The organism is Nocardioides cavernaquae (assembly GCF_003600895.1).
GTDB classification, from domain to species: domain Bacteria; phylum Actinomycetota; class Actinomycetes; order Propionibacteriales; family Nocardioidaceae; genus Nocardioides; species Nocardioides cavernaquae.
Window position 1 is genome coordinate 601,208 of sequence record NZ_QYRP01000002.1, and the last position, 22,793, is coordinate 624,000.

The window sequence follows — 22,793 nt, forward strand, 5'->3', positions numbered from 1 at the left end:
ACGAGCGCCCACCGACAGGACCTCACGACTGGGCTGGCTTCACGAAGCCTTCACGTTGAGCCGGACCCGGCGTCGTACGGTCAGCGCATGCTCGGTACCCACTTCCCTGGCCTTCGCTTCCTGGCCCTCCCGACCCTGCTGGGCTCCGTCGCCATCGGGTCGCTCTCGGCGTGCGGCGTGACCGACGCGCTGACCGACCCCGTGGCCTTCACGAGCACCGTCGAGCCGGTCGACCTCCAGCTCGCGGCGCCCACGCTCGCGACCGCGGTCAAGGGCGGGCTGCTGCTCCGCTCCGGCAAGGTCGAGCGCACGATCCCCCACGCAACCAGTGCCGACTGGCTGCCCGGCGGCCGGGCGCTGGTCCGGTTCGACACCCCGCGCACCCACCTGCAGATGTGGGATCCGGCCACCGACTCGCTCAGCAAGGACGTCCCGCTCCTCGACCCCAACCGCTCCGTCTCCGCGATCGCGATGCTCGGCCGCAGCAACCCGCCGAAGCGGAAGCCGGGCGACGAGCCCGTGGACCCCACGCCGTTCTGGGACGAGCCCTACCGCCTCACGACGTACGACGTGGAGGGCCGCGAGCAGTGGCACACCGATCTCCCGCTGACCGACAATCCCGATGCGGACAAGGGCAACGAGCTCGAGCGCAGCTACCTGACCGCGCACGTGATCGACGGTGCGACGTTCCTCGCCTGGCACGACGGCAGCGAGTACTACGAGTTCGGCGACTACGGACTGCTGCGGGTCGGGCCCGGCGGCAAGGGGTTCAGCAACACCTTCGTCGGTGACGGCCTCAAGTCGATGTGGCTCAGCGCTGACGGGGCATCCCTGCTGGCGACCCGCCGTCCGCACGGGAAGCCGTGCGGCGGTTGCCAGGTCAAGCTCGAGCTGATCGAGATCGACCCGGCCACCGGCAAGCTGGCCGCCGACTACGGCATGCCGGACGGCTACACGAAGGACTGGGACGTCCTCGAGGTCGACAAGGTCGGCGACCGCGTCGCGATCAGCTTCACCGAGGCCGTCTGGGAGAACGAGCTCGACTTCCAGCAGACGCTGCGCGGCACCTGGGTCCACGATGCCGACGGCTGGTCGATGGTCCCGGGCAGCGACAAGGAACGCTCCTGGTGGCAGGGGCCCGACGACCGCGTCGTCGCCGTGCCGAGCCCGCCGACGAAGAACAGCTACGGCGAGCAGTACCGGTACTTCTGGGAGCACGACGGCAAGCGCGCCCCGTTGACCGGCGCGACCACCTCGGGCTGGAGCGTGCTCGAGCACTACGCGGGAGGCGAGTCGGAGCGGATGCACCACGGCTCCGACTCCAGCGTCCCCGGCCAGCTCCTCCCGCCCGCCCGATAGCCCGGCGCGGACAGGAGTCAGCCGGTGCGGTCGGCGTAGGCCGAGGCGGCGGAGAACACCGAGTCGACGTACTCCGTCGAGTGGTTGTAGGAGAAGATCGCCGCGCCCCAGCCGGCGCCGCTGCCGAGGTCGTGGCCGTCGGCGCACAGATACCGCCCCGCCGCGTACGCCGCGTCGTCGAGGTCGTTGGGATCGCCGATGCCGTCTCCGTCCGCGTCGGAGGTCCAGCGCGCCCAGGTCGAAGGGATGAACTGGAGCGGCCCGACGGCGTGGTCCCATGCCGCGTCTCCGTGCCACTGGGCCGACATCGCCGACGCCGGGATCGCCGCGAACGCCCCCTCGCCGTTGAGGGCCGGACCGAGGATCGGGGTCGACGAACGCCCGTCCTCACCCAGCGAGCGCGAGCCGATGGTGCCGTGGCGGGACTCGATGTAGCCGATGCCGGCGAGCGTCGTCCAGGCCAGGTGGCAGCTCGGCGATGACTGGTGGAGCAGCAGCTCTGCCCGCGCGTAGGCACGGACGGCAGGGGCGGGGATCCCGGCGCCCGATGCCGACCGGGCCACCCAGCGCGGGTCGACGTCGACACGACCGGAGACCACCGCGGCAGAGGGGTCCGCAGGCACGAAGGCCTGCGGTGCCTGGGCGTACACCGGGACCTCGGTGCTGAGCACCGGGTCGCTCACCACGTCGTCGTGGTCGCTGACGGCCCCGGCGAACGCCACCGGGACCGCCAGCAGTCCGAGGCCACCCAGGAGGGCGGCGGCCACCGCCACGCGCATCGGCTCAGCCGAAGCGACCGTGGACGTAGTCCGCGGTCCGCTCGTCGCGCGGGTGGGAGAACATCGCCTTGGTGTCTCCGTGCTCGACGATCACGCCGGGGGTGCCCTGGGCGGCGAGGAAGAAGGCGCAGGTGTCGGAGACACGCGCCGCCTGCTGCATGTTGTGGGTGACGATGACGATCGTGACCTCGCGGGCCAGCTCGAGCATCGTCTCCTCGATGACGCGGGTCGAGGTCGGGTCCAGGGCGGAGCAGGGCTCGTCCATGAGCAGGACGCGCGGCTTCACGGCCAGCGAGCGCGCGATGCAGAGGCGCTGCTGCTGGCCACCGGAGAGGCCACCGCCGGGAGCGTCGAGGCGGTCCTTGACCTCGTTCCACAGCCCGCCCTTGATCAGGCACTCCTCGACCAGTGCGGCCTTCGCGGACTTCGACGCGGTGGTGCCGGTGAGCTTGAGCCCGGCGAGGACGTTCTCGCGGATCGACATCGCGGGGAACGGGTTGGGCTTCTGGAAGACCATGCCGATCGAGCGACGCGCGTCGATGAGGCGCTTGTCCGGGTCGTAGATGTCCTCGCCGTCGAGGAGCACCTGGCCGGCGAGCTGGGCCGACGGGACCAGCTCGTGCATGCGGTTCAGGATGCGCAGGAAGGTCGACTTGCCGCAGCCGGACGGGCCGATCAGGGCAGTGATGCCGCCCGCGGGCATCGTCAGCGACACCCGGTCGAGGACCTTGTGGTTGCCGAACCAGGCCGTGATCTCCTCGGCACGCAGCTCCGCGAGGCCGCTGACGTCGTGGTGCACGGCGGCCGCGAGCGCGGCCTCCTGCGCAGCGAGGGCGGCATCCGGCGGGACGGCAGGGAGCACCGAGGTGTCGTCGATGTTGATCGGGTTCATGGCGTTCCAGATTCTCGGGTGAAAGGAAGTACAGGGTGGATCGGGGATGGATCAGGGATGAAGTCCGGCCGGCGGCCCGAGCCGCCGACCGGAATCACGGGGTGGAGCGGTGGATCAGCGCTGCGTGAGGTAGAAGTTCAGCGACTTGGCCGACACGTTGGCCGAGCCGAGGTACTTCACGGTGAGCAGCTTCTTGCCACGTGTCAGCTTGGGCAGCGTGATCGTGACCTGGCCGTTGACCAGCGTCACGCTCTTGAGGAGCTTCGTGCCCTGGTAGATGCGCACGGTGCCGGTCGGCTTGACCGTGCTGCCCGCGATGGCGACCTTGACGACGCCCTTGCCCGGCTTGCCGGCCAGGGTCGCGGTCGGGAAGGACTCGGTCACGGTGGCGGCAGCCTTCGTGATCACGAGTGACTTCGAGGCGGCCGACGTCGCGGTCGATGAGTTGCCGAGGTACGACGCGGAGACGGCGTACGTGCCCGCAGCCTTGGTCGCGCCGACGGTGTACGACGCGACGCCGTCGACGAGCGCAACGTTGACCGCAGCAGCGGTGCCGACCTTGATCGCGACGGTTCCGGTCGCGGCGACGCCACCGGTGAGGACGGTCGCCTTGATGACGCGCGACTTGCCGAAGGACGAGGTGGCCGGGCTGAAGGCAACGGTCGTCGACGACGCAGCCTTCACGACCGCCGAGGTGGTGCCCTCGGAGCCGAAGTACGCGGTGCCGAAGTCGTTGGTGAACACGGCCTTGAAGGAGTGCTCGCCAGCGGTCAGGCCGGTCGCGTTGAACGTCGCGACGCCAGCCTGGGTCTGGGTGACACCCACGGAGGCACCGTCGACGAAGAACTCGACGTCACCCGCAGCGGCCGGGCTGACGGTCGCGGTGAGGGTGGCCGCGCCACCGGCGTTGCTGGCCGCGGCCAGCGCGGTGGTGGTCGCCGTCGCCTCAGTCGAGAGGTTGGTCGGTGCAGACGTGGTGGCCTGGCCGCACACGCCACCCTGAGCCGGCGGGAGCAGCTGGGTGAAGCCGCCCTGCGTGATCAGGTCCGTCGCCGCGGGCGAGCAGAGGAAGCCGTTGGAGCCGAGGAGGGCGTCGAGCTTGGGGTCGCCGAGTCCGGCGCCAGCCTCCGACGAGGTGCCACGGACCACGTTGTAGAGGGCCCGCTGCTGCTGCCAGCCGCCGAGCATCTTGGTGGTGGTGCCGAGCAGGGCGGCACGACCGATCGAGAACGGGGCAAGTGCGTTCGGGTCCTCCTTGACGTTGACGTCGCTGTGCTCCTGCCAGGTCACGTCGACGTTCGAGCCGAAGGTGAACGCGCCACCGTTCTGCGCCTCGAGGGCCTTCTTGAAGAACTTCGCGGTGCCCGAGCCCTGCTGCAGCGCGGACGGCTTGATGGTGTCGGTCGACGTGCCACCGACACAGGTCCAGACCGTGCACTCGCCCTTGTAGATCGAGAGGATCTGGGCGAGCGACAGCGAAGCCGGAGCGTTGGATGCGACGGTGTTGGAGACACCCATCTTCATGGTGTCGAGCGCGAACGGCAGCAACTGCAGCCCGTGCGAGACCTCGAGCTTGTCCTCGTTGAGCGAGTCGGACGAGCGGGCGAAGTCGATGTTCGGGTTGTTGGTCGCACCGTGCAGCGTGTTCTTGCCGTTGGTGGACCCGTTCGGGCGCGTGATCTCGGTGCCGTCGGGCAGGGGAATCGTGCCACCGCCACCGGCCTGGTAGCTCGCCGCGTTGAACTCGGCGGCCGTGTTGTTGAACGCCTTGGTCACCTTGTCCATGGCGATCTCGGTGGTGTCGGAGCCCACCGTGATCAGGTCGGCGGCAACGGGAGTGAAGTCGGGGTCGAACGGCTGCGCCGTGTAGACGGCGTGCGCCGGCGCGGCGACGGCGAGGACCGAGGTGGCCACCGCGGCCGAGGCCAGGCTCGCGAACTGCTTGCGGAAGGACATTGCTGTTTTCTCCTGGGATTGGTGGAGCTTCGAGGTGTGAAACAACGAGACCAACGTCAGATCAGGTTGGGCAGGAGCCGCATCACCACATCCGTGGTCCCCCACGACAGCGCGACCACGATCGGGGCAGAGATCACCCAGACCAGCGCTGTCGACCAACGTTGACGAGCTGCGATGACCCCGAGCGTCATCGCCACGAGCAGTGCCAGGCACAGGGCCAGGAGCGGTAGCGCTCCGTAGTCCGGGGCCATGACCTTCTCGGCTTCGGGGACGGCTGCCGGCCGTCCAGCGGGTGCGGGGAAGGCCTTCGCCGCGTCGGCGTCGACGTACACGGCGTTCCCCGGGGTGAGTCCGGTCCTGGCGCCCTCGGCCGTGGCGAGGACGAGTCGCGCCCGGCCAGCGGCGACGGGCGGGATCGGGTCCCCTGCCCGGCGTACGCCGATCACGGTGAAGCTCATGCGGCCTTGACCCGTGACCGTGGTGATCCGATCTCCCTTGCGGAGCTCCGTGATCGCGTGGAAGGGCCTGCCGTAGGTGAGGCTGCGGCCGTAGACGACCGACACCCCCTCCTGACCGGGGAGGACTGAGTCGCGGCGATGACCGGGGCCTGTCAGGAGGTCACCTGATGCCGTGCCCTCCACGACTACCTGTTGCAGGTGGATTCGGGGTGCCATGAGGAGTGCCACCGGAGCGCCTGGCTCCAGCAGCTCCTGCCCGGAAGCGTCCAGCGGATCGCTCGACCCGACCGGGGCCACCGCGGAGGCGAGCTGGGTGCGGAACTCCTGGTGGAGGAGGGTCTGGGCCCGGTCCTGGGAGAGCGCGCCCAGGAAGATCAGCTGCGCGGCCATCCAGATACAGACGATGGCGACCATGATCAGCACTGACGAGACGAGCGCGATCTTCTCCTCGTCGGCAGTCAGCGGGCGCTTGCTGGCTCGCCGAGAGGGCTCCCGGGGGCCGGGCCGCTGCGCCTCTCGCTGGCCCGGCGATTCAGCAGGGCTGGGCAGCTCGCGGTCGTCGACAACCGTCATCGGCGCACCGCCAGCACGATCTGCGCGACGGCGCCGAAGAGCGCACCCACCAGCCCGAGGAGCAGCAGGCCCGGCAGGAGGAGCACTCCGACCGGCGAGTGCGCGGAGGCCGTCTTCACGATGGGCGCATTCGTGATCGGAGCACCCGCCGCGGCTGCGGGGTCGCCGGCTGCAGCAGCCGGAGCGGCAGCCACGGGCGCCTCCTGCGGAGCGTTGCCGGCGGGCACGGTGCCCGGGGCTGCCTCAGGCGCCGTCGGGGTCGCCGCCGCGCACTTCTGGGAGGCGACGGCCTGCGCCGTCGCGTTCGCTGCGTCGAGCAGCGGCGCGGTGGCGCCACGCGCGCTCATCGGCAGGAAACCGGCCGCGAGCTCGCCGTTGCCCGAACCGGCGCGTTGGCCCTCGGTGGTCGAGATCCGGATGAACTGCTCGACCTTTCTGGCCTCGGCCGCAGGCAGCTTGCAGGTCCGCGCAGCGGTGTAGACGACCATCGTTCCCGGGTAGGCCGTCGCGGATCGCTTGACGGCCGCCTGGTCGAGGGCGAATGGACCGAGCTTCGCGTCCTGCTTCATCAACGCCACCGCCGAGCTGAGGCCCTGGACGGTGGCCCCGACGTAGGTGTCGGGCTTCGTCTCGAGGCGGGCGGTGCGGATGCCGTAACGGGCAGCGTCACCCAGGCTGACGACGCCGAGCATGAAGCGTGACCCGTAGTTCTGGCGGGCGACCCGTCCCTGCTTGTACGTGGCCGGCGAGGTGGTGATGTCCTGGTCGCACCGGGTCTGCACGTTGGGCCAAGCGTCGACGAGCGCCTGGCTGATCGACGCGATGCGCGTGACGGGAGCGGCCACCAGCGACAGGTAGACGCCGGGGTTCGCCTTGCGGCACGGGTCCTCGGACTCGGGAACGTAGGTGTCCAGCAGCCGCCACTCGGGAGTGGGCACCTCGACGTCGCGGTACGACGGGTTGACCTTCATGCCCCAGGGGTCGGCCTTGCCCCCGATGAAGTCCATCGCGTCCTTGTCGTGGGCGATGTAGTCGGTGAGCTGGTCGATGACGTCGGAGGCTTCGGACAGGCTCAGGAGGGTCGCCGCCGCCTCGGACGTGGTGCGGGTCAGCCCCGGGTTGAGGGCGATGAACTCCGGGTCGAGGTTCAGCGACCACGGGTTCTCGGACATCCCGGGGTGCCCGGTGCCGAGACTCGACCCCGGGTAGGACTGGGTCAGCAGCTTGGCGATCAGGCGGGCATTGATGCGGAGGTCGTCGAACTCGCCGCCCTCGAGTGGATCGCCGTTGTCGTCGCGCAGGGGCTTGTCGATGACGTAACCGATCCCGAAGCCGGTCACAGCGGTCGGGGCGTAACCGACAGGGACCCCCGCCGCGTCGTGCTCCGACGACACCACGGCCGCCGGCGCTCCGCCGTTGCGCATCAGCGTGAACCCGGCCGCGTCGGACATCTGGTTGTGCTGGAACTTGAAGCGGTCCTTGCGCAGGCAGTACGCCGGGGACCACTGCAGCGACGTCTGGGCGAGCAGCTCCGAGCCGTAGAAGCCGGTCGGGGGGCGTGAGTCCAAGATGTCGCAGGTGTCCGGCGGAAGGCCGAACGTGATCGGGACGCTGATCCGGTTGTTCCAGTTCGACGGCGTCCACCACAGCGATGGCGACACCGCGAACTCGACCCCGAGCTTGTCGAAGTTCGTCGAACCCTCCGGCCGGGAACGACCCCGCTTGCACCCGGCGTCGGCCAGGTCGGGGGTCACGGCGGGGATCTTGCAGCTGGTGCCCATGATCGGGATGACGACGACGGAGCAGGCGGTCTCGTGGTTGCAGCCGAGGGACTCGTTCTCGACATCGCTGCGAACCTCGAACTTGACCTGACCGGTGCCGTCCAGACCCGTGTACGCCGCGACCTCGGCCGGCGGGTACGCGGCGCCAGCTCCCGCCTCGGGAGGCATGTGCGCACCGTCGCAGGCCGAGTAGACCGTCCCGTTGGCGGCGCGGAACGGCGTCAGGTGGGTGGCGTAGGTGAAGCCCGAGGCCGCATCACCGTTGACCGCGGACTCGCAGTCACCCTTGGCCCCCGTCGGATACGGGCTCATGCCGGTCTGCAGGCCGAGGTCTGCACCCGGCGTCGGGTCCTTGGTCCAGATCGCGCGGTCCGGGGCCACCTTCACCTGCGACCGCTGGTAGTGCGTCGAGGTCCAGCAGGTCTCCGGGGAGAGTCGCTGCGCCTGCGGGGCACTCGGGTCGTCGATGCCGCGGCACTGGAGGACGACGACGGGCAGCTCCTGATCGAGCCCGTTCTCGCCGTAGGGGTTTCCCGCCCGGGCGGCGCTCGGAGCTGCGCCGCTCCAGGAGATGCCGATCCGCTGGCGGCCCCGGAGGTTGCGGGTCTGGTCTGCCTTGACGGTGACCTCGTAGGGCTTGCCCGTGGCCGGGTCGGTCCACTCGTTCGCAACGAACGAACCCGACGATGCGCGCCAGGTGGTCCGCTTCACGATCTTCGTCGCCGTGAACGACTCGTCCTCTGGCGCAGCCCCGGCAGACGTCATGGGGCCCAGACCGACCACGGCGGACGCGCAGAGCACGGCCAGCGCAGCGACAAGCTGCGGCATGCGGCGCGCCATCAGAGGCCTGCCTTCCGGCGCCGGCGCAGGAACGCGACGTACATCCCCGGCGCCGTGACCAGCGCGAGGAACCCGACCGCCGAAGCGATTGCGAAGGGCATGCGGTCGTCGGCACGGGATGAGACGAGCTCGGTGACTGCCGCGGTCACCGGCTGCCCCGCAGCTGCCGTGCCTGCCACCAGGGCACCGGTCTCCGGATCGATGACGGCCGGGCCTGCCCCCGCGGCGGGCGCGGCGGCGACCGCGCCCGGGGTCGTCGTACCGCCGGTGGTCCCGCCAGTAGCCGGGGTGTCCGTGGACGGCTTGTTCGTCCCGGTGTCCGTGCCGCAGGGGCCGGCGTTGACCTTGTCGCAGGTGGCCGGCTGGGGCGCGATCTGCGCCAGCTTGTTCTGCTTGAGGTTGCCCGGCACGAAGGTCGGGTTGTTGCACTTGGTCACGTCGCGGGAGGTCAGGTTGACCCCGGAGTCCGCAGCCTTCAGCTTCTGGATCTGGGTGAAACCGGCCTGCACCAGGTTGAGCGGCAGCGGCGAGTATCCGTAGGGACCGGCCTTCGTCTGGCCCGCGCAGAGCGAGTAGAAGAGGAAGTCCGCGAGGGTCTGGCGCTTGGCCGTCGTCATGCGGGAGTCGGTCTTCCCCGTGGGGATGATCATGTAGGAGTACGACGACAGCGGGTACGCGCGCGGGTCGGTGGCGTTGTAGACACCGTCGAGGATCTGGGTCAGGTAGAGCTGCGAGGAGGCGTCCTCGTTGATCCGGGCCTTCGTCAGCGCGACCGCGACGTTGTACTGCGTCGGCTCGACGTAGTAGCCACCCCTGTTGAGCAGCTTCACGACCGGGAACGGCTTGCCGTCCTCCGCCGTCTTGTTCAGCGGGTAGGAGTACTCGATGTAGCCGATCGTGCCGTTGCCCGTGCGGGCCGCGATCTGGTTCATGACCTGGTCAGAACCCGCCGCACCGATCATCCGGCCCTTGCGCGGGTAGTACGACGTCAGGCCCGAGCGCCCGAAGTACGGCCGCCAGATCGAGGAGTACTCCTTGTCCAGCCAGGTGGTGAACTGGGCGGTCGTGCCCGAGCCGTCCGAGCGGACCACCGGCGTGATCGGGAGCGACGGGAACGTGCGCCCGTTGTTGTCCTTGGTGATGGCCGGGTCGTTCCAGTTGGTGATCTTGTTGGCGAAGATCTTCGCGAGGGTGTCACCGGACAGGCGCAGGTTGCGCACCATCGTCGTACCCACCTTGAGCTGGTAGGTGAACGCCGTGCCGCCGGCCACGATCGGCAGGTAGGCGTAGTCGCGACCACCCGAGGTGTCCGACGCCCCGTTCTCGTCCGTGCCCTGGTAGGGGATCTCCGAGATCGCGTAGTCGACGCTGCCCTTGGCGAAGTCCTGGCGTCCCTTGGACGAGCCTCCACCGGTGTAGACGACCTGCATGCCGTTGGAGCTCACGTCGGCGATCCACTGCATCACGATGTTCTGCGACCACGTCGAGCCGGTGCCCTCGATCTGGGCGTACGTCGCGGCGTGGGCGGCCGAGTTGCCTGCGAACAGCGCAAACACGCTCGCGGCAACGGTCAGGTAGATCGCGCGGGGGTTCATCGGGTCACTCGATTCGACTCAGGCAGGTCCGCGCGGCCGACGGTCATCGTCGCGCGGTTCAGGGTCAGCAGGTTGCGCACCAGGCGCAGGAAGGCACGCACCGGGCGCCGCCGGACGCGGTTGCTGCGCGGGCGAGCCACGAGACGGGCCACCACGAAGAGCGCCAGGACCAGGATCAGCAGCACGGCGGCCGCGCCGAACGCCCGCTGGATCGCGATCGGCTCACCGGAGCGGACCAGCGTGAAGATGTAGAGCGGCAGGGAGTTCATGACGCTGCCGGGGTCGACCTCGGTGGTCGGCGCCGCAGCCGAGGTGAGCAGCACCGGGCTGGTCTCCCCCACGCCGCGCGCGACACCGAGGATGACGGCGGTGGCGAGGCCCGGACGCGCGGTCGGGAGCACGACGTGCCAGACCGTCTTCCAGCGGCTCGCGCCGAGCGCCAGGCTGGCCTCACGAAGGTTGCCGGGGACGACGCGCAGCACCACGTCGGACGCGCGGGCGATGATCGGCAGCATCATGACCGCGATGGCGAGGCCTGCGGCCAGGCCCGATCGCGGGTAGCCGAGGGTCAGGATCACGACCGCGTAGACGAACAGGCCGGCGACGATCGAGGGGAGGGCCGTCATCGCCTCGACGACGGTGCGCACGACCGTGGCGAAGCGGCCGCCGACCTCGTTCATGAAGACGGCCGTCCCGATGCCGAGCGGCAGCGTGATCGCCAGTCCGATCCCGAGCTGGATCAGCGACCCGATGACGGCGTGCTTCACGCCGCCGTTGAGGAGCAGGTCCTTCGGACCCACGCCGTCCATGTCGTCGAACCAGAAGTTGGAGTGCGTGAGCGGCCGCCAGCCGCGGAGGAAGACGAAGATGACCGTGCTGACCAGCGCGCCGAGCACGAGCGCGAAGGCCCACTGGATCGTGCGGCGGGCAATCGTGTCGGCGACGTCCGGCCAGCCACCGCGCATCCCGGCGACCACGCCGCCGATGAGCAGGCTGAACAGGAACCAGACCGCGAGGAACCACGCGGTGCCGGCCAGGGGCAGCAGCTGCTGGGTGACGATCCACGCGAGCGCGAACGACGCCGCCAGGGAACCCCAGCCACGCATCCGCTCGTCAGCGGTGGGCTTGCCGAGCCCGGCCCGAGGAACGGCCGGCGCGGCATCCGCGTCGTACGTCGGGAGGTGGGTGGTCGGTGTCTCGGAAGCCATGTGCATCACGCCTCAGCTCCTGCGCCCGAGCGGCTCCGGGCGACGACCATCGCCGCGAGGGTGTTGACGCCGAGCGTGATCACGAAGAGAACGAAGCCGGCGGCCAGGAGCGCGGAGAGCTGCGATGCGCTCGCCTCTCCGAAACGGCCCGCGATCAGCACGCTGACGGTGCTTCCGCCGACCTCGAGGAAGCGGGGCTTCATCACGAACTCGGGCGAGAGGATGAGCAGGACCGCGATCGTCTCGCCGAGCGCGCGGCCGAGGCCGAGCATGGTGCCACCGATGATGCCGCCGCGGCCGAACGGGAGTACGACGGAGCGGATCATGCCCCAGCGGGTGGAGCCCAGCGCGAGCGCTGCTTCCTTCTCCCCCGGCGGGGTCTGCGAGAAGACCTGGCGCATGACCGCGCAGGCCATCGGCATGACCATCATCGCGACGGCGATGCCGGCGCAGAACGAGCTGGAGATGTAGCGGGTCGCGTCCGTGACGGCCGCGTGCGGGTCCGCGATCACGATCGCGCCCGAGTCGCTGACGGTGTTGACCCGGAAGAGCGGGATCCAGCCGAGGTACTGCTGGAGGAAGACCGCGAAGTCGCCGGCGTAGGGCATCACGAGGAAGAAGCCCCACAGCCCGTAGACGATCGACGGCACGGCGGCCATCAGGTCGATCATCGAGACGAGCGTCGACTGGATCTTCGGCGGCGCGTACTCACTGATGTAGAGCGCGGTCGCGAGCGCCAGGGGCACGGCGAAGACCATCGCGACGAGCGCGACCGAGATCGTCCCGGTGAGGACTGCGGCGATGCCGAGGACATCGGTCTCGGGCGACCACTGGCTCTCGGTGAAGAACGAGAACCCGTAGTGGCGCAGGGTCGGGACAGCCTGCCAGGCCAGGAAGAGGCCCACTCCGCCGGTGATGACGAGCACGGTGGCACCGACGACCCGGGAGGTGTTCTCGAAGACGGCGTCCGCGCCGGAGGCCTTGCGAGAAATGCGTCGAGGCTCGGGCGGCGGCCCTACGGGGGCAGCCTCCGGCATCAGGTCGGTGCGAAGGGTGGTCACGCTGTCATTCCGGCTCGTAGGGCGAGATCGGATGAACCGTGATCAACTTCGAAGAACGGACAGTCCGCACAAGGTGGACATACGTTGAACGCGGAGCCCCCGGCGGTGGAACATGCCCGCACCGCGCTCAGCGTTCACGCTCGGCGCGTGATCCACGCGACACCTGGTCTAGTCAGGAGACGCCCGTCGACACGTCGCGACCTCGATGTCGACACGTCGCAACCTGGACGCCGACACGTCGCGACCTCGACGTCGACACGTCGCAATCTGGACGCCGACACGTCGCAACCTTGTGGACTCCCGGTGCCCTAGGGTGCGCTCATGATCGGGCGACTCGTGAAGCTCAGTGTGCTGGTCGGGCTGGCCGGCGTCGTCGTGGGCGTCTGGCTCGGATCGACGCGAGCAACCCTGGGCCCGGCGCCGCTGAAGACGGTCGATGCCACCGCGACGTACGAGAACGGCTTCGGCCGCGCATCGACCGAGGACGACGAGCAGCAGTTCGTGTTCGACGTACGCCGGATCCCGTGGGTGTCCGGCTCGAAGGTGGGCAAGGGCGACCCGCCCTGCCTCCGTACGCCGGGGCGCAAGGCTGACGTGGAGATCGGCTACCGCGACATCCGGCTACCCGACGGGCGCACCACCGCCGACGTGGCGCTCTGGATCCGCTGCCGCTGACGCTCTCCGACCCTCTGCCGGACGATCAGTCGGTGCCGTGGGCCTTCACGAAGGCGACGATGCGCTCGGCCAGCTCGGGCCGGCAGACGATCAGGTCGGGGAGGTAGACGTCCTCCTGGTTGTAGACCAGCGGAGTGCCGTCCACACGAGAGGTGAAGAGCCCTGCAGCGCGGGCGACCGCCACGGGGGCGGCGGAGTCCCACTCGTACTGACCACCGGCGTGCACGTAGGCATCGGTGATGTCCCGCGCCACGCTCAGCACCTTGACGCCGGCCGAACCCATCGGCACGAGCTCCGCGTCGAGTTCTTCAGCCAGCGCGGCGACGAAGGCCGGCGGGCGGCTCCGCGAGACCGCGATGCGCGGACGGCTGGCCGTCGACGCAGGCACGACCGGCGGGGTGCCGGTGTTGAAGGTCTCCCCCAGCGCCGGCTGGGCGACCGCTCCGGCGACGAGCTCGCCGTCCTGCCACAGCGCGACGTGGACGGCCCAGTCCTCGCGCGGGACCTCGGAGAACTCGCGGGTCCCGTCGAGCGGGTCGATGATCCAGACCCGGCTCGCGGAGAGACGGGCGCTCTTGTCGGCCGCGCTCTCGAGGGCTTCCTCCGAGAGGACGGCATCGTCGGGCCGGTGCTCGGCAACCAGTGACATCAGCAGGTCGTGCGCGGCCATGTCGCCGGCGTCCTTGAGCTCCTTGCCCTCCAGCCCCGACGTGGCGCGCACCTCGAGCAGGCACTCACCCGCGACCGTGGCCAGCCAGGTGGCGAGGACGTGGTCGTCAGTGGCAGCGGCGTCGGGCGCAGGCGAGAAAGTCACGCGGCAACCCTACGGCGTGCGAGTGCGGCTGAGCGCCAGGGCCTCTCCACGCGAGCTCACACGACGCGTGCCAACCAGACGGCCGAGCTGGGCGTCTCACCGATGACCCCCATTCGAGGAGAGGAGCCCCTCATGATGCGCCGCATCCTGGCCGCCCTGGCCACTTCCCTGTTGATCGGCGCCACCGTCGCAACGCCCGCCCCCGCGACGAGCGCACCGGCCTGGCAGAACGCACCGACCAGCTGGACCAACCCCAACGGCGGCCTACCGAGAATCACGGCCCTCCGCTACGCCACGCACCCGGGCTTCGACCGGGTCGTCATCGATGTCCGCGGCAAGCTTCCGAGCTACCGGACCCATTACGGCGCGAGGTTCTACTACGACGGCAGCGGTGCGCTGGTGCCGATCCGCGGCGGGCTCGGGATCACCTTCAACCCCGCCTACGCCCACCGCAACGACGGCACGTCGACGTACACGGGTCCGAGAATCGCGCGTCCCGGCTTCCGGACGTTGAAGGCGATCGCGTTCACCGGCGACTACGAGGGCTACGTGAACTTCGCTTTCGGGCTGTCCTGCGACGGATCGACCAGGGCGCCGTACCGCGTCATGCGGTTGCACGAGCCGCAGCGGATCGTCATCGACTTCAAGCACTGCTGACTTCAAGCACTGCTGACGTCGAACAGGTCAGGAGTTGAAGCGCTGCTGGGTCTTCTCGAGTCCTTCGGCGATCAGGCACTCGACGCCATCGGCCGCGTCGATGACCTGGAACGGAAGTTCCTTCTTCTCGACCGTGGAGTAGTTGGACAGCACGAAATCGGCGACCTCCTGGCGACCGGGAGGTCGTCCGATGCCGGCCCGCACCCGGAAGAAGTCACCAGTGCCGAGGGACGAGCGCATCGAGCGGAGGCCGTTGTGCCCGTTGTCGCCGCCGCCGAGCTTGACGCGCAGCGTGCCGAACGCGATGTCGAGCTCGTCGTGGATGGCGATCACGTGGTCGGGCTCGACCTTGTAGAACGAGGCGAGCGCCTTGACCGGCCCCCCGGACTCGTTCATGTAGCAACGCGCCCGTGCCAGTACGACGCGTGGACCGCCCGGCTGGAGCCGTCCCTCCACCACGTCGGCGCGGCCGGTCTTGTGGGACTTGAACTTCGATCCCATGCGCTCGGCCAGCACGTCCGTCACCAGGTAGCCCACGTTGTGCCGGTGCCCGGCGTACGACGGACCGGGGTTGCCCAGGCCGACAACCAGCCAGACGTCGCTCTCACTCATGGGAGAAGTATCGCGGACCCGTGGAACGAGCAACGCCCCGTCCGCGCAACCTCCGCCGCCGCAGAGTGCGGCAGAAGTGCGCTGGACAGGGCGTTACCGGTGGGCGCGGGCTTCACAGCCGGCGCCGGGAGGTCACTCCGAGGCAGCCTCGGCGGACTCGCCCTCCTCGCCCTCGACCTCGGCGATCTCGCCGAGGTCAGCCTCGACCTCACCGGTGACGTTGATGATGAGCAGGTCGGCGTCGGCGAGCAGCGTCGAGCCCTTGGGCAGGACGAGCTGGCTGGCGAGGATCTGCGTGCCGGCCTTGAGGCCCTCGATGTCGACCTCGACCGACTCGGGGATGTGGGTGGCCTCGGCCTCGAGCGAGATGGTGTTGTTCTCGATCTGGACCAGCGTGCCCTTCTCGGCGTCACCGACCGTGAGGACCGGGACGTCCACGGTGACCTTCTCGCCCTTGATGACGACGACGAAGTCGATGTGCTCGATGACGCGCTTGATCGGGTCGACCTGGATCGCCTTGACCAGCGCGAGCGACTCGGCGCCGTCGACGGTCAGGTCGAGAACGGCGTTGGCACCGAGGTGCTTGATCGCCATCGTCGTCTGGTGCGACGGGAGGGTGATGTGGACCGGGTCGTTGCCGTGGCCGTAGATGACCGCGGGGATCTGACCGTCGCGACGGGCACGGCGGGCAGCGCCCTTGCCGAACTCGGTGCGGGTCGAGGCCTTGATGTGGGACTCGGAAGTCGAGGCAGACATGTGAACTCCTGTGCGGTGGGTGGTGACGATGTGGGGGCCACCGGTCCGGAACGCACAAAGAGCGCCGTGCTCATGACAGCAGCACAGCGCTCCGGAGAGAACCAGCCCTGTCGATCACGGAACTCCCCATCACTGGGGCATTCCCTCGCCGAGGCAACTGGAGAAGCGTACGCCGCATCCGCCGTGCCCCCCAAATCGTCCACACGTCGCAACTTCGATGCCGACACGTCGCAACCTCGACGTCGACACGGCGCAAGTTGGGAGGCTCACGCCCAGGGATCGGTGATCTCCCGCAGTTTCTCGAGCGAGTCGGTGAGCTCGCGCAGGCGACGTACGCCGAGGTGCTGCTCCCACTCCGCGCGGATCTCTTCCTCCACTCGCCTCGCCACCGCGAGCACCTCACGGCCTCGCGGCGCGAACTGCACCAGCTTCGCCCGGGCGTCCGAGGGGTCGGGGATCCGCTCGACGTACCCCGCCCGCTCGAGCTGGTCGACCATCGCCCCGGCCGTCTGCTTGGTGACCTGAGCAGCCGCGGCCAGCTCTGTGAGCCGCGACCCCTCGTCCCCGATCCGTGCCGCGACGCGCGCCTGGGCCAGCGTGATGTCGTCGAACCCGGCAGCGACGATCGCGTCGACGACGCGGGTCTCGATGTGGCGGACGGCGACGAACATGAGTACGCCGGGATGGAGCTGGTCGGCCACAGGTCCTCCTTGCGCGGGTCTTGACAGTTAAGTCAGCCTACCTGACTATTTAGTCAGGTAGGCTGACGATTGGGGCAGTGATGAGCACAACGGCGCAGACTGGCCGGGCGCACAGGAGGAGGGGCATGGACCCCGCGACGACCTGGCAGCACATCCACCGCGAACGCCGCGCCCTCGCGTCGCTGCTTTCCGACCTGCCCCCGGAGGCCTGGCAGCAGGAGAGCGTGTGCCCGGGATGGACAGTGCTCGACGTCGCGGCGCACATCATCTCCAACCCCCAGATCGGCTGGTCTGACATCGGCCGCATGACCGTCCGCAACCTGGGCCACAGCTACAACACGATGCTCTATCGCGCAGTGAAGGACTGGAGCACCGACCAGACACGCGAGCTGGTGCTCGCCGACTTCGAGACGTACGACGGGTCCCTGCGCCACGTGCCCGTGACGACCCGGATCGAGCCGATGCTCGACGTACTCGTGCACACGCAGGACATCCTCCGACCGCTCGGGCTCGCCCACGACATGCCTGTCGACGCCGCAATCGTCGCCGCCGACCGGGCCCGGCTTCACGCGCGGATGATGGGCTGGCGCACCGGCCACGTCCGCCTCGTCGCCACCGACGCCGACTGGGCGCGCGGGCGCGGCCCGACAGTCAGCGGGCCCATGCAGGAGCTGCTGCTCGTGAGCACTGGCCGAGGGCGAGTCGCGAAGGAGCTGACCGGCGACGGCGTCGCGCTACTCCCCTGACGGCGCCGACTTTGCGCCGTGTCAACGCCAACTTTGCGCCGTGTCAACGCCAACTTTGCGCCGTGTCAACGCCACACTTGCGACGTGCGCACTCGCTCGGACAAGCACGAGCAAGCTCGACTTGCCGCTCGCGCAGTCGTCGTCTCGACGAACTACGCCTGGCCGTCGAACATCGAGGTGACGGAGCCGTCCTCGAACACCGCTCGGATCGCGCGGGCCAGCATGGGCGCGATCGGGAGGACGGTCAGCTTGTCGAAGCGACGGTCGTCGGCGATCGGCAGGGTGTCGGTGACGACGACCTCGATGGCCGGGCTGTTCTTCAGCCGGTCGACAGCGGGGTCGGAGAGGATCGCGTGGGTCGCCGCGATGACCACACCCGCGGCACCATCGGCCATGAGCGCCTCGGCGGCCTTCACGATGGTCCCGCCGGTGTCGATCATGTCGTCGGTGAGGACGCAGATCTTGCCGCGCACGTCACCGACGACACGGTTGGCGACGACCTCGTTGGCGACGTCGGTGCGGCGGGTCTTGTGGATGAACGCCAGCGGCACGCCACCGAGGCGACGGGCCCAGCGCTCGGCGACCTTGATCCGGCCGGCATCCGGGGAGACGACCGCGAGCTCCTGGTCGCCGTACTTCTCCTTGATGTAGTCGGCCAGGATCGGCAGGGCCATCAGGTGGTCGACGGGGCCGTCGAAGTAACCCTGGAGCTGGTCGGCGTGCAGGTCGACGGTGATGATGCGGTCGGCGCCGGCGGTCTTGAACAGGTCGGCGACCAGACGGGCCGAGATCGGCTCACGGCCACGGTGCTTCTTGTCCTGGCGCGAGTAGCCCCAGAACGGCAGCACGACGGTGATCCGCTTGGCCGAGGCACGCTTGAGCGCGTCGACCATGATCAGGTGCTCCATGATCCAGGAGTTGATCGGAGCGGTGTGGCTCTGGATGACGAACGCGTCGCAACCGCGGACGCTCTCCTCGTAGCGGACGTAGGTCTCGCCGTTGGCGAAGTCGTAGGCCGAGGTGGGCACCACGTGGACGCCGAGCTCGGCCGCCACCGCGTGACCGAGGTCCGGGTGCGCTCGACCGTTGAAGACCATCAGGTTCTTCTCGGTGGTCTTCGTGTATGCCGTCACCCTGTAGCTCCTCGCCAATGCCCTCGCCGCCGCGGCCAATTCTGCCTCAACAATCTGCGTCGTTGCGCCCGGTCCAGCCTTCGAGGTTGCGCTGCGGCCCGGACGACACTGCCAGAGCACCCGAAGGTACGTCGCTGCGCACGGTCGTGCCGCCGCCTGTCATCGCGTCGTCACCGATCTCGACGGGCGCGATGAAGGTGTTGTTGGAGCCGGTCTTGGTGCGGCTGCCGATCTTCGTGCGGTGCTTCTTCTTGCCGTCGTAGTTGGCGAAGATCGTGCCGGCCCCGATGTTGGAGTCCTCGCCGATCTCCGCGTCGCCGACGTAGGAGAGGTGCGGCACCTTGGAGCGGTTGCCGATCTGGGCGTTCTTGGTCTCGACGAAGGCGCCGATCTTGCCGGCGGCACCGAGCACGGTGCCGGGGCGCAGGTAGGAGAACGGCCCGACAGTCGCCTCCATGCCGATGACAGCCAACTGCCCATGCGTGCGTACGACGCGAGCCCCTGCTCCGATCTCGCAGTCCTCGAGCGTCGTGTCCGGACCGATCACGGCATCCTCACGGACGACGGTGGCACCGAGGAGCTGCGTGCCCGGCAGGATCGTGACGTCGGGCTCGAGCACCACGTCGGACTCGATCCAGGTGGTGGCCGGGTCCATGATCGTGACGCCGTCCTTCATCCACTGCGTGACGATGCGCTGGTTGAGCACCCGCCCGAGCTCGGCGAGCTGGGCTCGGTCGTTGGCGCCCTCGGTCTCCCGCACGTCCTCGACCGGGTGCGCGGCGACCGGACGGCCGGCGGCGCGGGCGATCTTCACCGTGTCGGTGAGGTAGTACTCGCCGTTGGCGTTGTCGTTGGTGAGCTGGCCGAGGGCCTCGCTCAGGAAGGCCGCGTCGAAGGCCAGGATCCCGGAGTTGATCTCTGCGATCTCCCGCTGCGCAGGCGTGGCGTCCTTCTCCTCGACGATCGCGTCGACGCCGCCGGTCGAGTCGCGCACGATGCGGCCGTAGCCGAACGGGTTCGGCACGATGCCGGTCAGAACACTGACGGCAGCAGCACTCTCGACGTGGGCCTCGACGAACGAGGCCAGCGACGAGCCACGCAGCAGCGGCGTGTCGCCCGTGACCACGAGGACGGTCCCGCTCAGCGGCGTGCCGACGCATTCGACGGCGACGCGGACCGCGTGGCCGGTGCCGTCCTGTGTCTCCTGCACCGCGAGCACTGCGGCGGGGGCGTACTCGAGCACATGCGGACCGACCTGCTCACGCTGCGTGCCGACCACCGCGACCACCCGCGTCGGTTCCGTCGCCGAGACCGCGGTGAGGACGTGGCCGATCATGCTGCGGCCGCCGATGCGGTGCAGCACCTTCATGGTCTTGGACTTCATCCGGGTGCCGCCGCCAGCGGCCAGGACGATGACGGTCAGGTCGTTGCTGCTCACACGCCGAGGCTAGCCGGTCCCCCGGGCCGATGACTCTGGGGCGCACTCCGGGGCGCCCCGGTCCTTGACCACCTGCGGGTGTCATTGCGCGCTCACCCCCGGGTTCCTAGCGTCGAAAGGTCACCCGGCGCCGACAACCGGCCGACGCCCGTTCCCCCGGGAGAGTCCCCCATGCACCGCACCAGCCTGATCCGGCCGCTCGCGGGTGGCGCCGCAGCGGCGTTCGCCCTCATCGCGCTCAGCACCACAGCGGCTTCCGCTGGCGAATGGACCGGCAACGGCCAGAGCCTCAAGGACGAGGACGGGCACCTCAACGGCTCCTCGATCTGTGCCTTCTCCGGGCTCAACGACACCTACAGCGGCAACCCCGACGTCCCCGACGGGGACGGGTTCACCCGCACCCAGAACTGGGGCCAGGTCGACCCCGAGACGCGAGCGCTACTCGGGACGATCGGCCTGCACCCGGGCGACTCCTGCAAGCCGGGCGGCGGCGGGCACTGACGGCCCGGCGCTGACCGCCCGGAACTGACCGCCCGGAACTGACTGCGGGCTGACGACGCTGCGATCAGCGCATCACTGCGCTGACCGCCCGGTCGATGTACGGCGTGAGCGTGGCCGCCCAGGTGCCCGTCACGTGTGAGGCGTCGCGGTAGACCAGCACGTGCCCGATCACCGGTGGGCACATCGTCTCGTCGCAGTAGAAGTCGGACAGGTCGACGAGGGTCGCGCGCGGGAAGCGCTTCACGGCCTCGGCCTGGCCGTCGAACCGGCTGAAGGCGATCGACCTCGGCACGGAGCAGCGCTCGTTGGCCGTGGCGTGGTCGCGGTCCACGCAGACCTGCGTGTCGCGCGGCACCTTGGGGTTGTCGACGATCGCGATGACCGGCACGTCCGGGAGCCGCTCCCACGCCGCGACCATCCCGTCGACGGTGACCTTCTCCATCTGGTCCGCGGGCGCCACGACGGTCCGGTCGCCGGACGAGTGCGTCACGATCACGGCGTCCGGGGTGTTCGTGCCGGCCCAGTCGAGGACCGACTCCTTCCATGCGCGGCACGTGGCGGCGTGCGCAGCGGACGGCTGCAGCTGCTCGGCCTCGGTGAGGTAGCAGCCGCCCAGCCCTGCCGACATCACCCGCCAGCCGTGTGCGCGACCGACCTTCTCGTAGACCCCGATCAGCGTGTTGGCGTGCGAGTCGCCGACGGTCAGGATCGTGCGTGTGTAGTCCTTCGGCGCGACCACGGTGCAGACGCGGGCCTGGTCACGCTCCATGCCCCAGCAACGCGCACGGTTCTCGTCGTCGCTGGCAGCCACTGCGGGCTGCGGCACGAGCAGGCCGTCGAGGTCGTGGTTCACACAGGGCGCCAGCGCGGCATCGCGCGACTGGGCACCCAGGCAACGGGGCGGTGACGCCTTGAAACGCTCCACGGTCGAGGCGAGCCGCTCGTCATCACGCTTCTGCGCGGTCGCGGCACCCTGAGCCAGGCCAGCCACCACGACGACGCCGACCGCGCTGACGGCGATGGCTGTGCGCGAGCCACGCAGACGGGGCGCGAACCGCACCGGCTCCTCGACGTACTTCGTCGAGAACCAGGCCACGGCGACCGTCGTGACGGCAATGGCGACCTTCTCGACGTGCGTGAGGTCGTGACCGGTCACGAGAGGCATCAGGATGATCGGCGGCCAGTGCCACAGGTAGATCGCGTAGGAGACCCGGCCGACCAGCGCCACAGGCGCCCACGCCCCGATCCGTGCGAGCGCCGAGGCGGGGCCGGCCCAGAGCGCGAGCGCCGTGCCGACAACCGGCAGCGCCGCCGCCCACCCCGGGAACGCGGTCTGCCCCGAGAACGCGACGTACGCCGCGGCGACGAGGCCGATGCCGACCCAGGCGATCGTGCCGGGAACTGCGACAGCGCGCACCCGTGCCGGGAGGGCTGCCGGGCGCAGCAGCTTCGTCGGGAGACGGGGGTCCGCCGCCGCGAGGAGGCCGCCCGCGGCGAACTCCCAGGCGCGGGTGAAGGTCGAGAAGTAGGCGACGCCGGGCGTGGTCTCCGTGAGCCAGATCGAGTACGCGAGCGAGAGCACCACCACTGCGCCGAGTGCGACCGCGACGGCGCGCTCGGGGCGTGCGCGGCGGGCGATCGCGAAGACGGCGAGCAGGAGCAGGGGAACGACGAGGTAGAACTGCTCCTCCGTGGAGAGCGACCAGAAGTGGCGCACCAGCGAGGAGCTGTTCTCCTCGGCGAGATAGTCGACCGAGTCGAGCGCGAGACGCCAGTTCTCGGAGTAGAGCGCCGACGCCGCGATCTCGCGCAGGTTCTGCAGGCGGAGCGGGGCAGGCACGAGGGTCACGGTCGCGATGGTGCAGACCAGCAGCACCAGCAAGGACGCGGGCAGGAGCCGGCGGGCCCGTCGTGCCCAGAAGTGCCCGACGTGCACGCGGCCCTCGACCGCCCGCTCGCGCAGCAGGTGGCCGGTGATCAGGAAGCCGCTGATCACGAAGAAGACATCGACACCGACGTAGCCGCCGGGCAGGGCTCCAGGCCAGAGGTGGAAGACGACGACCCCGCCAACGGCGAGGGCGCGCAGGGCCTGGATGTCCGGTCGGAATCCGTCGGTCGCAGGAGTCGGGCGCACCGGGAGACGGTACATCGCGCTGACACTTGCTCCCCGGGTAGGAGTCGAACCTACGTCGCTAGTCCTGATTCAAAGTCAGGCGGGCCCTGCCGGCAGACCAACCGGGGAAAGACCGATGACCACC

At 69.6% G+C, this 22,793-nt stretch carries 20 protein-coding genes and 1 tRNA gene; 5 read left to right on the forward strand and 16 right to left on the reverse strand.

The window, feature by feature from the left end:
• Positions 1–87 precede the first annotated feature (87 nt).
• Positions 88–1,359 carry a hypothetical protein gene (locus D4739_RS03105; protein ID WP_120059204.1) on the forward strand — a complete coding sequence of 424 codons (1,272 nt, stop codon included), beginning with the start codon at positions 88–90 and terminating at the stop codon, positions 1,357–1,359.
• 17 nt (positions 1,360–1,376) lie between these two features.
• Here the strand turns inward: D4739_RS03105 and D4739_RS03110 are convergent, their stop codons facing one another.
• From D4739_RS03110 to pstC, 8 genes are all read right to left on the reverse strand, one after another.
• Positions 1,377–2,138 (reverse strand): lytic transglycosylase domain-containing protein, encoded by a 762-nt coding sequence (locus D4739_RS03110; RefSeq protein ID WP_120059205.1) that lies wholly within the window; start codon positions 2,136–2,138, stop codon positions 1,377–1,379.
• A gap of 4 nt (positions 2,139–2,142) precedes the next feature.
• Positions 2,143–3,030 (reverse strand): phosphate ABC transporter ATP-binding protein, encoded by an 888-nt coding sequence (locus tag D4739_RS03115; RefSeq protein WP_238473497.1) that lies wholly within the window; start codon positions 3,028–3,030, stop codon positions 2,143–2,145.
• A gap of 114 nt (positions 3,031–3,144) precedes the next feature.
• Positions 3,145–4,986, reverse strand: coding sequence for an Ig-like domain repeat protein (locus D4739_RS03120; protein ID WP_120059206.1), 1,842 nt, complete (start codon positions 4,984–4,986; stop codon positions 3,145–3,147).
• A gap of 56 nt (positions 4,987–5,042) precedes the next feature.
• The gene (locus D4739_RS03125; protein ID WP_120059207.1) at positions 5,043–6,017 is read right to left on the reverse strand and encodes a sortase domain-containing protein; all 975 of its coding nucleotides are present in this window, start codon (positions 6,015–6,017) and stop codon (positions 5,043–5,045) included.
• Positions 6,014–8,626 (reverse strand): hypothetical protein, encoded by a 2,613-nt coding sequence (locus tag D4739_RS03130; RefSeq protein WP_147384774.1) that lies wholly within the window; start codon positions 8,624–8,626, stop codon positions 6,014–6,016. The genes D4739_RS03125 and D4739_RS03130 overlap by 4 nt, the downstream gene beginning before the upstream one ends.
• Before the next feature lie 11 nt (positions 8,627–8,637).
• A complete protein-coding gene (locus D4739_RS03135; protein ID WP_120059209.1) occupies positions 8,638–10,233 on the reverse strand; it encodes a substrate-binding domain-containing protein in 1,596 nt (531 codons plus the stop codon).
• Positions 10,230–11,441, reverse strand: a complete 1,212-nt coding sequence (pstA, locus tag D4739_RS03140) for a phosphate ABC transporter permease PstA (protein WP_238473498.1) — start codon at positions 11,439–11,441, stop codon at positions 10,230–10,232. Before pstA ends, D4739_RS03135 begins: the two co-directional genes overlap by 4 nt.
• 5 nt (positions 11,442–11,446) lie before the next feature.
• A complete protein-coding gene (gene pstC, locus D4739_RS03145; protein WP_238473499.1) occupies positions 11,447–12,502 on the reverse strand; it encodes a phosphate ABC transporter permease subunit PstC in 1,056 nt (351 codons plus the stop codon).
• Positions 12,503–12,823: 321 nt separating this feature from the next.
• On the opposite strand from pstC, the gene D4739_RS03150 reads away from it, so the two are divergent.
• A complete protein-coding gene (locus D4739_RS03150; protein ID WP_120059210.1) occupies positions 12,824–13,177 on the forward strand; it encodes a hypothetical protein in 354 nt (117 codons plus the stop codon).
• Between the two features lie 25 nt (positions 13,178–13,202).
• On the opposite strand, the gene D4739_RS03155 is transcribed toward D4739_RS03150, so the two are convergent.
• Positions 13,203–13,991: a 3'(2'),5'-bisphosphate nucleotidase CysQ gene (locus D4739_RS03155; RefSeq protein WP_120059211.1), complete on the reverse strand. Its 789-nt coding sequence runs from the start codon at positions 13,989–13,991 to the stop codon at positions 13,203–13,205.
• Between the two features lie 132 nt (positions 13,992–14,123).
• Between D4739_RS03155 and D4739_RS03160 the strand changes: the two genes are divergently transcribed.
• The gene (locus tag D4739_RS03160) at positions 14,124–14,648 is read left to right on the forward strand and encodes an AMIN-like domain-containing (lipo)protein (RefSeq protein ID WP_120059212.1); all 525 of its coding nucleotides are present in this window, start codon (positions 14,124–14,126) and stop codon (positions 14,646–14,648) included.
• 27 nt (positions 14,649–14,675) lie between these two features.
• Here the strand turns inward: D4739_RS03160 and pth are convergent, their stop codons facing one another.
• From pth to D4739_RS03175, 3 genes are all read right to left on the reverse strand, one after another.
• Positions 14,676–15,260: an aminoacyl-tRNA hydrolase gene (gene pth / locus D4739_RS03165; protein WP_120059213.1), complete on the reverse strand. Its 585-nt coding sequence runs from the start codon at positions 15,258–15,260 to the stop codon at positions 14,676–14,678.
• Between the two features lie 132 nt (positions 15,261–15,392).
• Positions 15,393–16,016 (reverse strand): 50S ribosomal protein L25/general stress protein Ctc, encoded by a 624-nt coding sequence (locus D4739_RS03170; RefSeq protein WP_120059214.1) that lies wholly within the window; start codon positions 16,014–16,016, stop codon positions 15,393–15,395.
• A 266-nt stretch (positions 16,017–16,282) separates the two neighbouring features.
• The gene (locus tag D4739_RS03175; protein WP_238473500.1) at positions 16,283–16,717 is read right to left on the reverse strand and encodes a MarR family winged helix-turn-helix transcriptional regulator; all 435 of its coding nucleotides are present in this window, start codon (positions 16,715–16,717) and stop codon (positions 16,283–16,285) included.
• A 125-nt stretch (positions 16,718–16,842) separates the two neighbouring features.
• Between D4739_RS03175 and D4739_RS03180 the strand changes: the two genes are divergently transcribed.
• Positions 16,843–17,463, forward strand: a complete 621-nt coding sequence (locus D4739_RS03180; protein WP_182920292.1) for a maleylpyruvate isomerase family mycothiol-dependent enzyme — start codon at positions 16,843–16,845, stop codon at positions 17,461–17,463.
• A gap of 152 nt (positions 17,464–17,615) precedes the next feature.
• Here D4739_RS03180 and D4739_RS03185 read toward each other — a convergent pair whose 3' ends face one another.
• Both D4739_RS03185 and glmU read right to left on the reverse strand, forming a co-directional pair.
• Entirely contained in the window at positions 17,616–18,596 is a 981-nt protein-coding gene (locus D4739_RS03185) for a ribose-phosphate diphosphokinase (RefSeq protein ID WP_120059216.1), read from the reverse strand.
• A 46-nt stretch (positions 18,597–18,642) separates the two neighbouring features.
• Positions 18,643–20,034 carry a bifunctional UDP-N-acetylglucosamine diphosphorylase/glucosamine-1-phosphate N-acetyltransferase GlmU gene (gene glmU, locus D4739_RS03190; protein WP_120059217.1) on the reverse strand — a complete coding sequence of 464 codons (1,392 nt, stop codon included), beginning with the start codon at positions 20,032–20,034 and terminating at the stop codon, positions 18,643–18,645.
• A 171-nt stretch (positions 20,035–20,205) separates the two neighbouring features.
• On the opposite strand from glmU, the gene D4739_RS03195 reads away from it, so the two are divergent.
• Complete coding sequence (locus D4739_RS03195; RefSeq protein WP_120059218.1) at positions 20,206–20,535, forward strand: hypothetical protein; 330 nt, start codon at positions 20,206–20,208, stop codon at positions 20,533–20,535.
• Between the two features lie 64 nt (positions 20,536–20,599).
• On the opposite strand, the gene D4739_RS03200 is transcribed toward D4739_RS03195, so the two are convergent.
• Positions 20,600–22,669 carry an acyltransferase family protein gene (locus D4739_RS03200; protein ID WP_182920293.1) on the reverse strand — a complete coding sequence of 690 codons (2,070 nt, stop codon included), beginning with the start codon at positions 22,667–22,669 and terminating at the stop codon, positions 20,600–20,602.
• A gap of 29 nt (positions 22,670–22,698) precedes the next feature.
• A tRNA-Gln gene (locus D4739_RS03205) sits at positions 22,699–22,777 on the reverse strand.
• Positions 22,778–22,793 lie beyond the last annotated feature (16 nt).

Bases quoted from the DNA above. Each gene is read 5' to 3' on its own strand.
- D4739_RS03125 (WP_120059207.1), bottom strand. From the start codon at position 6,017: ATGACGGTTGTCGACGACCGCGAGCTGCCCAGCCCTGCTGAATCGCCG.
- D4739_RS03150 (WP_120059210.1), top strand. From the start codon at position 12,824: ATGATCGGGCGACTCGTGAAGCTCAGTGTGCTGGTCGGGCTGGCCGGC.
- D4739_RS03130 (WP_147384774.1), bottom strand. From the start codon at position 8,626: ATGCCGCAGCTTGTCGCTGCGCTGGCCGTGCTCTGCGCGTCCGCCGTG.
- D4739_RS03115 (WP_238473497.1), bottom strand. From the start codon at position 3,030: ATGAACCCGATCAACATCGACGACACCTCGGTGCTCCCTGCCGTCCCG.
- pstA (WP_238473498.1), bottom strand. From the start codon at position 11,441: ATGGCTTCCGAGACACCGACCACCCACCTCCCGACGTACGACGCGGAT.
- D4739_RS03180 (WP_182920292.1), top strand. From the start codon at position 16,843: ATGGACCCCGCGACGACCTGGCAGCACATCCACCGCGAACGCCGCGCC.
- pth (WP_120059213.1), bottom strand. From the start codon at position 15,260: ATGAGTGAGAGCGACGTCTGGCTGGTTGTCGGCCTGGGCAACCCCGGT.
- D4739_RS03105 (WP_120059204.1), top strand. From the start codon at position 88: ATGCTCGGTACCCACTTCCCTGGCCTTCGCTTCCTGGCCCTCCCGACC.
- D4739_RS03135 (WP_120059209.1), bottom strand. From the start codon at position 10,233: ATGAACCCCCGCGCGATCTACCTGACCGTTGCCGCGAGCGTGTTTGCG.
- D4739_RS03120 (WP_120059206.1), bottom strand. From the start codon at position 4,986: ATGTCCTTCCGCAAGCAGTTCGCGAGCCTGGCCTCGGCCGCGGTGGCC.
- D4739_RS03170 (WP_120059214.1), bottom strand. From the start codon at position 16,016: ATGTCTGCCTCGACTTCCGAGTCCCACATCAAGGCCTCGACCCGCACC.
- D4739_RS03160 (WP_120059212.1), top strand. From the start codon at position 14,124: ATGATGCGCCGCATCCTGGCCGCCCTGGCCACTTCCCTGTTGATCGGC.
- D4739_RS03195 (WP_120059218.1), top strand. From the start codon at position 20,206: ATGCACCGCACCAGCCTGATCCGGCCGCTCGCGGGTGGCGCCGCAGCG.
- D4739_RS03110 (WP_120059205.1), bottom strand. From the start codon at position 2,138: ATGCGCGTGGCGGTGGCCGCCGCCCTCCTGGGTGGCCTCGGACTGCTG.